The 13,502-nt window shown below is 45.7% G+C and carries 13 protein-coding genes and 1 tRNA gene; 11 read left to right on the top strand and 3 right to left on the bottom strand.

Annotation, left to right across the window (positions count from 1 at the left end; genetic code table 11):
* The first annotated feature begins 11 nt into the window (after positions 1 to 11).
* The 4 genes from clpX to WH96_RS07820 all read left to right on the top strand — a co-directional run bounded on the left by clpX (position 12) and on the right by WH96_RS07820 (position 4,476).
* A complete protein-coding gene (gene clpX / locus WH96_RS07835; RefSeq protein ID WP_047763630.1) occupies positions 12 to 1,277 on the top strand; it encodes an ATP-dependent Clp protease ATP-binding subunit ClpX in 1,266 nt (421 codons plus the stop codon).
* Between the two features lie 135 nt (positions 1,278 to 1,412).
* A complete protein-coding gene (gene lon / locus WH96_RS07830) occupies positions 1,413 to 3,812 on the top strand; it encodes an endopeptidase La (protein WP_047763629.1) in 2,400 nt (799 codons plus the stop codon).
* A gap of 168 nt (positions 3,813 to 3,980) precedes the next feature.
* The gene (locus WH96_RS07825) at positions 3,981 to 4,256 is read left to right on the top strand and encodes an HU family DNA-binding protein (RefSeq protein ID WP_046505047.1); all 276 of its coding nucleotides are present in this window, start codon (positions 3,981 to 3,983) and stop codon (positions 4,254 to 4,256) included.
* 144 nt (positions 4,257 to 4,400) lie between these two features.
* A tRNA-Val gene (locus WH96_RS07820) sits at positions 4,401 to 4,476 on the top strand.
* Positions 4,477 to 4,757: 281 nt separating this feature from the next.
* Here WH96_RS07820 and WH96_RS07810 read toward each other — a convergent pair.
* Positions 4,758 to 5,279 carry a CBS domain-containing protein gene (locus tag WH96_RS07810; RefSeq protein WP_047763627.1) on the bottom strand — a complete coding sequence of 174 codons (522 nt, stop codon included), beginning with the start codon at positions 5,277 to 5,279 and terminating at the stop codon, positions 4,758 to 4,760.
* Between the two features lie 83 nt (positions 5,280 to 5,362).
* Here WH96_RS07810 and WH96_RS21745 point away from each other — a divergent pair, with 83 nt between their 5' ends.
* Positions 5,363 to 5,548 (top strand): hypothetical protein, encoded by a 186-nt coding sequence (locus WH96_RS21745; protein WP_082130386.1) that lies wholly within the window; start codon positions 5,363 to 5,365, stop codon positions 5,546 to 5,548.
* A 173-nt stretch (positions 5,549 to 5,721) separates the two neighbouring features.
* Here WH96_RS21745 and nqrM read toward each other — a convergent pair whose 3' ends face one another.
* Positions 5,722 to 5,949: a (Na+)-NQR maturation NqrM gene (gene nqrM / locus WH96_RS07805; protein ID WP_047763626.1), complete on the bottom strand. Its 228-nt coding sequence runs from the start codon at positions 5,947 to 5,949 to the stop codon at positions 5,722 to 5,724.
* A gap of 18 nt (positions 5,950 to 5,967) precedes the next feature.
* Positions 5,968 to 7,014, bottom strand: coding sequence for an FAD:protein FMN transferase (locus WH96_RS07800; RefSeq protein WP_047763625.1), 1,047 nt, complete (start codon positions 7,012 to 7,014; stop codon positions 5,968 to 5,970).
* A gap of 162 nt (positions 7,015 to 7,176) precedes the next feature.
* Between WH96_RS07800 and WH96_RS07795 the strand changes: the two genes are divergently transcribed.
* The 6 genes from WH96_RS07795 to nqrF are packed head-to-tail and all read left to right on the top strand — an operon-like array spanning position 7,177 to position 13,021.
* Positions 7,177 to 8,520: a Na(+)-translocating NADH-quinone reductase subunit A gene (locus WH96_RS07795; RefSeq protein WP_047763799.1), complete on the top strand. Its 1,344-nt coding sequence runs from the start codon at positions 7,177 to 7,179 to the stop codon at positions 8,518 to 8,520.
* Positions 8,521 to 8,524: 4 nt separating this feature from the next.
* Complete coding sequence (locus WH96_RS07790; protein WP_047763624.1) at positions 8,525 to 9,724, top strand: NADH:ubiquinone reductase (Na(+)-transporting) subunit B; 1,200 nt, start codon at positions 8,525 to 8,527, stop codon at positions 9,722 to 9,724.
* Positions 9,717 to 10,523 (top strand): Na(+)-translocating NADH-quinone reductase subunit C, encoded by an 807-nt coding sequence (locus WH96_RS07785; RefSeq protein WP_047763623.1) that lies wholly within the window; start codon positions 9,717 to 9,719, stop codon positions 10,521 to 10,523. The genes WH96_RS07790 and WH96_RS07785 overlap by 8 nt, the downstream gene beginning before the upstream one ends.
* A complete protein-coding gene (locus WH96_RS07780; protein ID WP_047763622.1) occupies positions 10,523 to 11,176 on the top strand; it encodes an NADH:ubiquinone reductase (Na(+)-transporting) subunit D in 654 nt (217 codons plus the stop codon). The genes WH96_RS07785 and WH96_RS07780 overlap by 1 nt, the downstream gene beginning before the upstream one ends.
* Positions 11,176 to 11,784: an NADH:ubiquinone reductase (Na(+)-transporting) subunit E gene (nqrE, locus tag WH96_RS07775; RefSeq protein WP_047763621.1), complete on the top strand. Its 609-nt coding sequence runs from the start codon at positions 11,176 to 11,178 to the stop codon at positions 11,782 to 11,784. Before WH96_RS07780 ends, nqrE begins: the two co-directional genes overlap by 1 nt.
* 13 nt (positions 11,785 to 11,797) lie before the next feature.
* The gene (gene nqrF / locus WH96_RS07770) at positions 11,798 to 13,021 is read left to right on the top strand and encodes an NADH:ubiquinone reductase (Na(+)-transporting) subunit F (RefSeq protein WP_047763620.1); all 1,224 of its coding nucleotides are present in this window, start codon (positions 11,798 to 11,800) and stop codon (positions 13,019 to 13,021) included.
* Positions 13,022 to 13,502 lie beyond the last annotated feature (481 nt).

Genomic DNA, 13,502 nt, shown 5'->3' with positions numbered 1-13,502 from the left:
GCTCATACGTAATGTCAAAATCGAGCGATAACGACTCGAAAAATACTCTCTACTGTTCCTTCTGTGGCAAGAGCCAGCATGAAGTTCGCAAGTTGATTGCGGGACCAACCGTCTTTATTTGTGACGAGTGTGTCGAACTATGTATGGATATCATTCGTGAAGAACATAAATCATCATTGGTAAAATCTGGTGACGGGGTACCTTCTCCTCAAGATATCTGTGATGTGTTAAACGATTATGTCATAGGGCAGGGACACGCTAAAAAAGTTCTCTCTGTTGCTGTGCATAATCATTACAAACGTCTGGCACATGGGAACAAATCTGGCGATGTAGAACTCGCCAAATCCAATATTATGCTCGTTGGGCCAACCGGTTGTGGTAAAACACTTCTGGCACAAACTCTGGCGAGAATTCTGGATGTTCCTTTCACCATGGCTGATGCGACGACATTGACTGAAGCAGGGTATGTTGGTGAAGATGTTGAGAATATCATTCTCAAGCTTCTACAATCTGCTGATTACAATGTTGAACGTGCTCAACGTGGTATCGTCTATATTGACGAGGTCGATAAGATCAGCCGGAAGTCTGATAACCCATCCATTACGCGTGACGTGTCTGGTGAAGGTGTTCAGCAGGCGTTGTTGAAGATTATGGAAGGCACTGTTGCTTCTGTACCGCCTCAAGGCGGCCGGAAACATCCGCAACAGGAATTCCTTCAGGTTGATACAACAAATATTCTCTTTATTGTTGGCGGTGCTTTTGCCGGACTGGATAAAATTATCTCTGGTCGTGGTAAAGGGTCATCCATTGGTTTTGGAGCGGATGTTGTTGGGCCAGATGAACGAAGAATGGGTGATATTCTGCGTGAGGTCGAGCCAGAAGACTTGTTGAAGTTCGGTCTTATACCTGAATTTGTTGGTCGTCTACCAGTTGTTGCAACACTGGAAGACCTTGATGCTGATGCATTGGTTGAGATTCTTTCTGAGCCAAAGAATGCGCTGGTTAAGCAGTACAAACGTCTTTTCGATATGGAAGATGTTGCGCTGAACTTTACTGAGGGTGCTCTTTTGGGAATTGCAGAAAAGGCAATTGAGCGGAAAACTGGTGCACGTGGCCTGCGTTCTATTATGGAAGGTATTCTTCTTGATACAATGTATGAACTGCCAGGTCTTAAAGGTGTCGAGGAAATTGTTATTAATAGCGAAGTTGTGACCGGTAAGGCACAGCCTCTCTATATATATGGTGATAGCAAGGAAGAGACCGGCACGGATGCATAACTTTTAAGGCCATTCTTTCGTAATGGCTTGAAGCTTATGCGCCTGTTCTTATCTATATATAGTTGTTTATTTTTATGGGGGGTGAGTGATCACCCCCTAGACTCTGTTTTTAAGCCAGCGAGCTTGTGAGGATATATGTTGGAAATTTCTCACGGTGATGTTTATCCCGTACTCCCTTTACGTGACATAGTTGTCTTCCCGCATATGATTGTTCCCCTATTTGTCGGACGTGATAAATCTGTTCGTGCGCTTGAAGATGTGATGAAGGAAGACAAGCAGATTCTGCTTGTGACACAGAAGAATGCATCCCAGGATGATCCAAGCCCTTCAGATATCTACACTGTAGGTACAATCGGCACAGTTCTTCAGTTGCTGAAATTGCCTGATGGTACTGTTAAGGTACTGGTTGAAGGTGTTCGGCGTGCGAAGATTACGAAGTTTTCTGACAACGAAGACTTCTTTCAGGCCGAGGCTGAGCCACTGGATGATGATGAGGGAGATGAAAGAGAACTTGATGCCCTTTCAAGAAGCGTTGTTTCCCAGTTCGAGCAATATATTAAGCTGAACAAAAAAATCCCGCCGGAAGTTCTGGTCTCAATTAACCAGATCGACGAATCAGGTAAGCTTGCGGACACAGTTGCATCGCATCTGTCGTTGAAAATTTCCGAGAAGCAGGAGCTTCTTGAGTGCGAAACAATTGCGGAACGCCTGGAAAAAATCTACGGCTTTATGGAAGGCGAAATTGGTGTTCTTCAGGTCGAGAAAAGAATTCGAAATCGCGTTAAACGCCAAATGGAAAAAACCCAGCGCGAGTACTATTTGAATGAGCAGTTAAAAGCTATCCAAAAAGAACTTGGCGAAGGGGAAGATGGTCGTGATGAACTTGCTGAACTTGAAGACAAGATAGCAAAGACCAAACTGACCAAAGAGGCGAGAGAGAAATCAACTGCTGAATTGAAGAAGCTGCGTAACATGAGCCCCATGTCAGCAGAATCTACAGTTGTTCGTAACTATCTTGATTGGATGCTGTCTATTCCATGGAAGAAACGCAGTAAAATCAAAAAAGACATTCCCAATGCAGGTAAAGTTCTTGATGAAGAACATTTCGGTCTTGAGAAAGTTAAAGAACGTATTTTGGAATATTTGGCTGTTCAGCAGCGTATGCGTAAGGTCAAAGGCCCTATTTTGTGTCTTGTTGGTCCTCCGGGCGTTGGTAAAACATCACTGGGTAAGTCGATTGCACGGGCAACTGGTCGTAACTTTGTCCGCATGAGTTTGGGTGGGGTTCGTGATGAGTCCGAAGTGCGCGGCCATCGTCGTACTTATATCGGATCAATGCCGGGTAAAGTTATTCAAGGCATGAAAAAAGCGAAATCTTCTAATCCATTATTCTTGTTGGATGAGATTGATAAGCTCGGTAATGACTGGCGTGGTGACCCTTCTTCGGCTTTGCTTGAAGTTCTGGATCCAGAGCAAAACAATACATTTAACGATCACTATCTCGAAGTTGATTATGATCTCTCGGATGTGATGTTTGTAACCACTGCAAACTCTTTGCGTATGCCTCAACCTTTGTTGGATCGTATGGAAATTATACGAATCCCTGGCTATACCGAAGACGAGAAGCTTCAGATCGCTATTCGTCATTTGCTGCCAAAGCAAATGAAAGATCATGGCATGAAAAAAGAAGAGTGGTCTATTGATGATGAAGCCCTTCGCAAGCTGATACAGCACTATACGCGTGAAGCAGGTGTTCGTAATCTGGAACGTGAAGTTGCAAAGCTATTGCGTAAAGCTGTCAAAGAAATAGAGATGGGAACAATGGATACCGTTCACGTTACTGTTGATAACCTTGGTGATTTTGCTGGGATTCAACGCTATCGTTACGGCGAAGCTGAACAGAAAGATCTTGTGGGTGTTGTTACCGGTCTTGCCTGGACAGAAGTTGGCGGTGAGCTCCTAACAATCGAATCTGTAACGGTTGCCGGTAAAGGGAAAGTTTCTGCGACCGGTAAGCTTGGCGATGTAATGAAAGAATCGATCCAGGCTGCAGAATATTTTGTGAAGAGTCGTAGCTTGGAATTTGGTATCAAACCATCCCTATTCGATAAAAAAGATATTCACGTGCACGTTCCAGAGGGAGCGACTCCTAAAGACGGACCTTCGGCTGGTGTGGCAATGGTAACATCTATTGTCTCTGTTTTGACGGGAACACCGATTCGACATGATGTTGCCATGACTGGTGAGGTAACTTTACGTGGTCGCGTGCTTCCGATCGGCGGTTTAAAAGAGAAAATGATGGCTGCGCTTCGTGGAAACATCAAAACAGTCATTATTCCGCAGGAAAACGAAAAAGATTTAGCCGATATCCCTGATAATGTTCTTCAGGGACTCAAGGTAATTCCTTGTTCTACGGTCGATGAGGTCCTTAAAGAGGCGCTTTCAGAGAATCTAACGCCTATAGAGGATTGGAACGAAGGTAGTGATGCAGAAAAGCATCATGAAACCGATCGTGAGGGGGTAATTACGCACTAGTTGTGCTTTTTGTGGGGCAAGATAGATAAAATGCGATCAAAACCCTTGGGATTCGGTCGTTTCTTGCATTGACGTCGCTGCCATTAGCGATCTACAATCACCCCACAATCAAGAAGTCGTTAGACACTTTTTTCAATCTTACCCGTATAATTAGAGGGGGGGTCAACCATGAATAAAAATGATTTGGTCGCAGCTGTAGCTGACAAAACTGGTCTATCAAAGGCCGATGCAGGTAAAGCTATCGACGGTGTGTTCGAAGCTGTAACAGATGCTCTAACCGGTGGTGATGAAGTTCGTCTCGTTGGTTTTGGTACTTTCAGCGTAGCTGCACGTGCTGCTTCTCAGGGTCGTAACCCACGTACTGGTGAGGTTATCCAGATCCCTGCGTCTAAGCAGCCTAAGTTTAAAGCCGGTAAAGGCTTGAAAGACGCTGTAAACAAGTAATAACTGTTTGTAGTTGTTGATGAAAAACCGGTTAGCCTTAGGCTAGCCGGTTTTTTTTTATTTATTGTCAATTTTGTGTAATTTTAGGCTTGCCAAGGGCGGCGAATCACCTTAAAAGCTCCTTCATCAGACGAGACGTCTGGTGGGCGATTAGCTCAGTTGGTAGAGCATCTCGTTTACACCGAGAGGGTCGGCAGTTCGAGCCTGTCATCGCCCACCAGACGTCTTAATAAAACGGCGCTTCAAACAAATGAAGCGCCGTTTTTGGTTTTACAAATCAATGCATTATGCTTTTGATGTTGAAAATCAAAAGCTGATTTTGAAGCCAGTGGTAAGCATCTTTATAATCGTGTCTCTTCAAGCTCATAGTTCCATCAAAAAAGATTATCTTGAGGGCTAATAAACAAATGTCCTTTGGTGACGTTTCGTTGTCAGGGGGCGACTGAAAAGAGCTCTAGGACGCAGACATGTAAAGTTTTGTCCTAAGTACAGGGTTTTATATTAACCAACGACGAGCTGTTTAAGCTGTAGGGCCTCGTATTCCAGTTCATTCAGGCGATAATTTACAACATCCCCGATCGTGACGACACCAACAAGCTTTTCGTTTTCCACAACGGGCATATGGCGAAAGCGACCATCCGTCATGCGACGCAGGACAGAAACAAGCGCTTCGTCCCGTGTGCAAACTTCGACATTGCTTGTCATGACCTGTTCGACTTTATGGGGGAGGGTGCGTCCAGGCGTTTCGGCGAGTTTGCGGACAATATCACGCTCTGAGAGAATGCCGAGTAATCCAACGCCGGTGTCTGAGACAACCAAGGCGCCGATCCGCTTTTCGCTGAGTAATTCGACCGCTTTTCCAAGAGTGTCTTGAGGACTGATCGAAAAAACGTCATCGCCTTTATTGGTTATGATATTTTGCACCGTGGCCGTACCGGCAGCAAAATTAGATTGCGTTGACTGACTAACCGTTTTTTTCTGCTGGTTATCGCTTTTTCTTGGTGCTTGGTAGGTTGTAGGCATAAGAAGCATCCTGACTTGATTGTCATAATGGACTGTGCTTAATAACTATAAGACAAATCATTTACTTAGGGAAGTCTTGCTTTTTGACCGCAATAACTCTGGCTCCTTGGAGCGCGACGTTAATCTTCATAATTGCCTGTCTGGCCGGTTATAAATATCGCCGTGTTTGGAAGGCCGAAGGACCAAGGTGGCAACTGTGGATTTCCGGCCTTGCCGCAGCAGTTTGTCTATTGTTATTAGGCTTTGTACCTCTCTCAACCGAGGGATAGGCAATTTGATCCTGCGTAAGGGGAGAGCTTGGGTTCAGAATGCCAGATTTCTTGATTCACACTATTTTTTTGGTGAAAATTTTCGGTTTTTTGGTGACTGGTTTTGCATATAAAAAAACCCTCTCTAACACGATGATTAGAGAGGGTTTTTGATTGAAAAATCTGCTAGCTATTTAGCTAATTTGATTTTGTTTTTCTCGTGCGCGTGGACAACTTAGTCTGTCGCGAAGCGGGCTATTCGGATCAACTTCTTTATTACAGACCAAACAATGATCAGCGCCACTGATAGCATTCAAACCGCCACAACTTCCCTTGATCGTCTTGCCTTGCATAATGACACCAATTGCCATTCCAAGGACGAGTAAGGCTAAGATGCCGAATGCTAAAAAGAAAGTTGCCACTGGTCAGTTATCCAATCTCTAAGCTTGCATATCGCTAAAACGCGCACTTGGCGTTGTGATAAACTTAGTATGGGTAGCATTGCTGTCACGTTCAATGAACAATACTGCCATATCAAGATTATTTGCGATTTTCAGACCGCGCTCTTTACCCAAGACAAGCATTGCAGTTGCCCAGGCATCAGCCAGCATGGCATTCTCTGTTAACACAGTAACTGATGCTGTTGTGTGGGTAATAGGGCGACCTGTTTGAGCGTCAATGATGTGTGAATAACGCACGCCATCTTGTTCAAAGTAATTGCGGTAGTCACCAGATGTCGCCATGCCCAGGTTTGAAAGGCCAACAACTTCGTGCATTGTACGGTCGTGTGCATCCGGTGTTTCGATACCGATTTGCCACGGTGTTCCATCGGGGTTGAGTCCAGCAGTATAAAGGTCTCCGCCAATCTCTACCATGAAATCCTTAATGCCAAAGCTTTCAAGTTTACGGGCGATGACATCAACACCATACCCTTTGCCGATAGCTGAGAGATAGATCTCTGTTTCTGGTGTTTGTTTCTGAAGTGATTGATCAGAAATACGTAATGTCCGGCTTTGGCCGGATTTACGAAGAGCTGCTTCAATTGCCTCTGTTGCTGGTGTCTGCACAGTATTATCTGCGGCACCAAACCCCCAAAGATCAATCAAAGGACCTAGGGTAACATCAAATTGTCCGTCACTAGCGGTATGAACGGTATTTGCTGCATTCATAACTTCAGCCAGAGCAGGGGAAACCGCTGTCGAGTCGGTTGATGTCGATGCGTTGAAGCGTGAAATTTCTGATGTCGGATCCCAGTTTGATAGCTGTGCGTTGACTTGCAGCAAAGCCTTATCAATATCTTTTCGCAGATCTTCTTCTGATAAAGTCTGGGTGTGATCGACCGCAACTATAGAGTAGTTGGTGCCCATGGTGAAGCCGGCGACTTTTAACACCGACGCTGATGATCCCAATTTGCAAGCACTTAATGCGGCTAGGCAGGCTGGCATGATCATGAAATTTCGGCGCGAAATGAGGAAATTATCCGGCACTATTAAGGCCTCCGTGCTAATATAAAAGCTAGTTTCATTGGCTTATGGGCGAGTTTTATAGCAGATTCAACAAAAAATTAAGTCTTTGTGGCCAAAAAAGTACTTTAAGAGGCAGCATAATTGTCGCATAAGGGCTAAAAATTTTTACAGGACTGCATGAACGTGCCGAAATTCTCGTTACGAAAAGGTCTTGATGTTCCTGTGCTGGGGGCACCCAAGCCTGGTATCAAAGATCCTGCTATTGTTGGTTCCGTTGCTATATTGGGCGCGGACTATATCGGCCTGAAGCCGCGACTTGCGGTTCAGGAGGGGGATGTCGTTGCGGCAGGAACCCCTATACTTTCTCATAAAGATACACCTGAAGTTATGGTCACTTCACCAGTTGCCGGTCGGGTTAGAGCTATTAATCGTGGTGCGCGCCGTGTTTTGGTCAGTGTCGTAATTGACATTGACGAGGCTGTTGCTGAACCAGTTGATTTTTCTAATGTCGGTGATGTGTCTACAGCAGAAGGTTTTACTGAGCGTCTTTGTGCTTCCGGGCTTTGGACGTCGTTTCGCACCAGACCTTATTCCAAAGTTCCCGCACCGGATACCAAACCATCAGCTATTTTTGTGACGGCTATGGATTCAGAGCCGCTCTCGGCAGATCCGGCAGAAATTATTGCAGATGAAGCGGAAGCTTTCCGCAAAGGCCTTGAAGCGATCACCCAGCTTACAGAGGGCAAAATCTATCTTTGCCAATCACCCGATGCTGATATTCCGGGTTCAGACATTTCTGATGTAACTGTTGCAAGCTTTTCCGGCCCGCACCCGGCTGGCCTTGCTGGTACTCATGTGCATTTTCTAGAACCGCCAAAGGGTGATCAAGCCGTATGGACGATTGGGTATTCCGATGTAATCTCTATCGGTAAGCTATTGTTGACCGGTCGTTATGATGCAAGCCGTGTAGTTGCATTGTCCGGCCCGCTTTGTGCCAACCCCCGGTTGGTTCGGACAGTTTCCGGTGCGTCGATGGCGGATCTGGTCGCCCAGGATATTCCCGGCGATGTACCTGTTCGCATGATTTCAGGGTCAATTCTTAGTGGCCGGATGGGTGAGGGCGAAGATGGATATCTTGGTCGCTATGCACGCCAGATTACATTGATTGAAGAAGATCAGAAACAGATCACGATGGGTTGGATACTACCAATGCCGTCGAAATATTCGGTACAACCTGTATTGGGGTCTGCTTTCTCAAAGAAGTTTTATGCTTTGACATCTAACCTTAACGGTGGGCGCAGAGCTATGGTGCCGCTTGGCACTTTTGAAGAACTTATGCCGCAGGACTATCTGCCAACACAGTTGTTACGTGCGCTTTTGGTGATGGATACTGATCAGGCACAGGCGCTTGGCGCGATGGAACTGGATGAAGAAGATCTTGGCTTGGTTGGCTTTGCCTGCCCTGCCAAATACGAGTATGGCATGGCGCTGCGCGATTGCCTTAACAAGATCGAAAAGGAGGGCTGATCACGTGGGTATTCGCAACTTTTTCGATCGTATAGAACCTCACTTTACGAATGGTGGTAAATACGAAAAGTTCTTCCCAATCTATGAAATGGTTGAGAGCTTTCTATACACACCAAAAACGGTGACCAAAGTCGCACCGCATGCAAGATCTTACGTGGATATGAAGCGGATCATGACCTATGTGGTCATAGCAACGATCCCTTGCATTCTGATCGGCCTGTATAATGTCGGATTTCAGACTAATACGGCAATGGAAGTTCACAACGCATCAGGTTGGCGCGTGTGGCTTTTGGATTTATTAGGGGTCGGCTTTAATCCTGACAATCCCATTGCGAACTTCTTGCATGGGCTGCTTTATTTCCTCCCGATCTATATTGTGACACTGGTTGTCGGGGGTATTTGGGAAGTTATCTTTGCGACGGTTCGGGGGCATGAAGTTAACGAGGGTTTTCTTGTTACTTCGATGCTTTATGCGTTGATCTTGCCACCAAGTGCTCCTTTGTGGCAGGTGGCCCTAGGGATTTCCTTTGGCGTCGTTATTGGTAAAGAAGTCTTTGGCGGAACTGGCAAAAACTTTCTCAATCCTGCGCTTACCGGACGTGCTTTCCTCTATTTTGCGTATCCCGCGCAAATGTCGGGGGAAACAATCTGGACACCTGTTGATGGTTTCTCTGGTGCGACTGCGCTTTCCGTGAGTGCTTCTGACGGTTTTACCGAGCTTGCAGTACGAGGGATTGATTGGACAAGTGCTTTCATTGGTACAATCCAAGGATCTATCGGTGAGACCTCTACATTGGCTTGCTTAATCGGGTTGAGCTTTCTGCTTATTACCAAGATTGCCAACTGGCGTTTGGTTGTCGGTTGCCTGGCAGGAATGATTGGCTTTTCATTGCTTCTTAACTGGGTTGGTTCTGACAGTAATCCAATGTTTGCAATGCCTTGGTACTGGCATCTTGTAACGGGTGGTTTTGCTTTTGGTCTAGCCTTTATGGTTACGGAACCCGTTTCTGCCAGCCACACCAACGTCGGACGTTATATCTATGGTGCGTTGATTGGTTTTATGGTGGTGATGATCCGGGTGATTAATCCGGCTTTCCCCGAGGGTATGATGCTCGCCATTCTATTCGGAAACGTCTTTGCACCGCTGATCGATTATTTTGTGGTGCAGGCCAATATTAAGCGGAGGGCAAAGCGTAATGCCTGACGAAAATAAAAAACCTGGTTTGTTGCGTCGTTTTCTTGATACGCCACCGGATTCTGTGGGCAAAACGGTATTCGTTGCTGTTGTTCTCTGCCTTGTTGCTTCGATGATTGTGTCTGCTGTTGCTGTGTCGCTAAGACCTGTGCAGGAAATCAACAAACTTAAAGATAAGCAGATTAACATTCTTCAGGTGGCTGGACTTTATAGCCCTGACACAGATGTAACAGAGGCATTCAAGGTTTTCGAACCACATGTACTTGATATCGCAACCGGCAAGTTTACGGATCAATTCGACGCCAGTACATTCGATGATCGTGCTGCAGCAGATGATCCAGAATTGTCTGTTGAACTGACGGATGATCCTGCGTCGATTGGTCGACAAGCCAAGTTTGTCACCGTTTATCTTCTTCGTAATGAAGATGGCAGCCTCGATAAGGTGATCTTGCCCTTGCATGGTTATGGTCTTTGGTCGACGCTTTATGGCTTTATTGCTGTTGAAGAAAACGCGAACGATATCTTTGGATTACAGTTTTACAGTCATGCTGAAACACCGGGCCTTGGTGCTGAAGTTGATAATCCGCGCTGGAAGTCGCTATGGCGTGGTAAAAAGCTCTATGATGAGAATGACGTGCTACAGATTACAGTAGCCAAAACGGCACCTCCTGCTGGTCAGGAATTTCATGTAGATGCCTTGGCTGGTGCGACACTGACGTCGAATGGTGTGGATAATCTGGTGCGTTTCTGGATGGGTAAGGCGGGATATGCTTCCTTCCTGGCATCTGTTAAAGCAGGAGAGATCTAATGGCGCAGACTCCTAAAGAACTTATTCTCGATCCGATGGTCGACAATAACCCGATTACTCTCCAGGTTCTCGGGATCTGTTCGGCGCTTGCGGTAACATCTTCGTTGCAAGTAGCATTTGTTATGGCCCTTGCAGTGACGGCAGTTACAGCGTTTTCATCAATGTTTATTTCGATGATTCGAAATCAAATCCCTGGTTCTATCCGGATTATCGTGCAGATGGTGATTATTGCGTCACTGGTTATTGTTGTTGATCAGGTTCTCAAAGCCTATGCTTTCGAGATTTCCAAAACGCTTTCTGTCTTTGTCGGTTTGATTATCACCAACTGTATTGTGATGGGACGTGCTGAAGCCTTTGCTATGAAGAATCCACCGATTGCATCTTTCATTGACGGAATTGGTAATGGTTTGGGGTATGGGCTGATCTTGATGCTTGTTGGTGTAATCCGAGAGCTTTTCGGTTCTGGTTCGCTCTTTGGTGTGACGATACTTGAGACGGTTAATAACGGTGGCTGGTATGTACCTAACGGTCTCTTGCTGTTGCCGCCATCAGCGTTCTTTGTCATTGGTTTGCTTATCTGGGCGTTCCGTGCCTGGAAGCCAGAGCAAGTGGAAGAGCGTGATTATAAAATTCAAGTGGTTGAGGAACACTAATGGAAGAGCTGATCTCTTTAGCCGTAAAGGCGGTTTTCGTTGAAAATTTGGCGCTTTCATTTTTCCTGGGCATGTGCACTTTTATTGCTGTGTCCAAAAAGATCGCGACTGCTATTGGCCTCGGTATTTCCGTGATGATTGTGCAGGCTATTACTGTGCCGGCAAATAATCTGATCCTGACTTATCTGTTGGCGCCGGGTGCTCTTTCCTGGGCAGGATTTGATAATGTTGATCTTACTTTCCTTGGCCTGATTTCCTATATCGGTGTTATTGCTGCGTTGGTTCAGATCCTTGAAATGGTTTTGGATAAATACTTCCCACCGCTTTACAATGCATTGGGCGTGTTCCTACCTTTGATTACGGTGAACTGCGCTATTCTGGGTGGCTCGCTCTTTATGGTCGAACGCGATTATAATTTTGCAGAGGCAACTACCTACGGCATTTCATCCGGTTTTGGTTGGGCCTTGGCAATCACGGCGATGGCTGGTGTTCGGGAAAAGCTAAAGTATTCAGATATACCTGACGGTCTTCAGGGCCTTGGTATTACCTTCATCACTGCCGGCCTTATGGCGATGGCCTTCATGTCTTTTAGTGGCGTGAAACTGTAAAGGGGAGGCTCAATTGATCACATTTGGATTAGGCATCCTGCTTTTTACGTTAATCGTTCTAGCGCTTGTCACGATTATTCTCGCAGCACGTTCCAAACTGGTTTCTACCGGAAGCGTTGACATCACCATTAACGGTGAGAAAACAATCTCTGTTCCGGCTGGTGGAAAGCTGTTGCAAACACTGGCTGAACAGAAGCTTTTTGTTCCTTCTGCCTGTGGCGGTGGCGGTACCTGCGCGCAATGCCGGGTGAAAATTTTCTCAGGTGGCGGTTCTATTCTTCCGACCGAGGAAAGCCATATCACAAAGCGTGAAGCTTCTTGCGGTGACCGCCTTTCCTGTCAGGTTGCGGTTAAGCAGGATATGGAAATCGAGGTTCCCGAAGAAGTCTTTGGTGTTAAGAAATGGGAGTGCACGGTTCGTTCAAACGAAAACGTGGCGACCTTTATTAAGTCACTGATACTTGATTTACCCGAAGGTGAGGATGTGAATTTCCGCGCTGGCGGTTATATTCAGATTGAGGCCCCTGCGCATCAATTGAAGTATAAAGATTTCGACATTGAAGAAGAGTATCGGGAAGATTGGGATAAGTTCAATCTTTGGCAGTTCGAGTCGACTGTTGCAGAACCCGTTGAACGCGCTTATTCAATGGCAAACTACCCGGAAGAACGGGGGATGATCATGCTTAATGTGCGTGTGGCGTCGCCACCACCGGGCACACAAGGTATTCCTCCGGGGCAGATGTCATCTTATATCTTTAACCTGAAGCCAGGTGACAAGGTGACGATCTCAGGACCTTTTGGTGAGTTCTTTGCTCGTGATACGGATAAGGAAATGGTCTTTATCGGTGGAGGTGCTGGTATGGCACCAATGCGCAGTCACATCTTTGACCAACTCAAACGTCTTAAGAATAAAGATCGCAAGATCACGTTCTGGTACGGTGCACGGTCGAAACGGGAAATGTTCTTTGTTGAGGACTTTGACCAGTTGGCTGCCGAGTTCCCTAATTTTACATGGCATGTGGCACTATCTGATGCGCTGCCTGAAGATGACTGGGATGGTTATACAGGCTTTATTCATAACGTTCTTTATGATGAGTATCTCAAGAACCATACAGCACCGGAAGATTGTGAGTATTATATGTGTGGGCCACCGATTATGAATTCGTCGGTAATTAACATGCTCCTTGAGCTTGGAGTCGACCGCGAAGATATTATGCTAGATGATTTCGGTGGTTAAAAGCTGAAGCGAAAAATGGCCAGAGTGATACTCTGGCCATTTTTGTTTTTGAGATATTATTTTTATGGGGTTCTACCAGATTACGAGTCCATTTTCTGCTTATATGGTTTTTCTTTGTTTGGTAATCTGTCGATGACAGGCACAAAAGTCATTACGGCTCGACTATTTGTCTCTTCTTTTTATCGAGTAATTATGATGTTGAACTCAGATGGTAGCCTGATTTGATCTTAAATTAGGAGGGATTTTAGAGTCTCGGTAAAATAGGTTGCTGTTTTCTTTGGTTTTATCGTGAAGATAGGGCGAATTTTTCAACTATTACCGGACGAAAATCGATTCGTTAGATCATTGAAGCTAAAGGATTTTCTTCTTATTTCAGCCTTTATTCAAAAAACTAAAAAAAAACTGTCAAAAATCTATTCCGTCGCTTGACAGGGCGAGGGTACTACACTAAATAAACCCTCGTCCGCAGGGATGGTTATGT

The organism is Kiloniella spongiae (assembly GCF_001026905.1).
In the GTDB taxonomy this organism is placed as follows: Bacteria; Pseudomonadota; Alphaproteobacteria; order Kiloniellales; family Kiloniellaceae; genus Kiloniella; species Kiloniella spongiae.
This window is presented reverse-complemented; position numbering and strand designations above follow the sequence as displayed.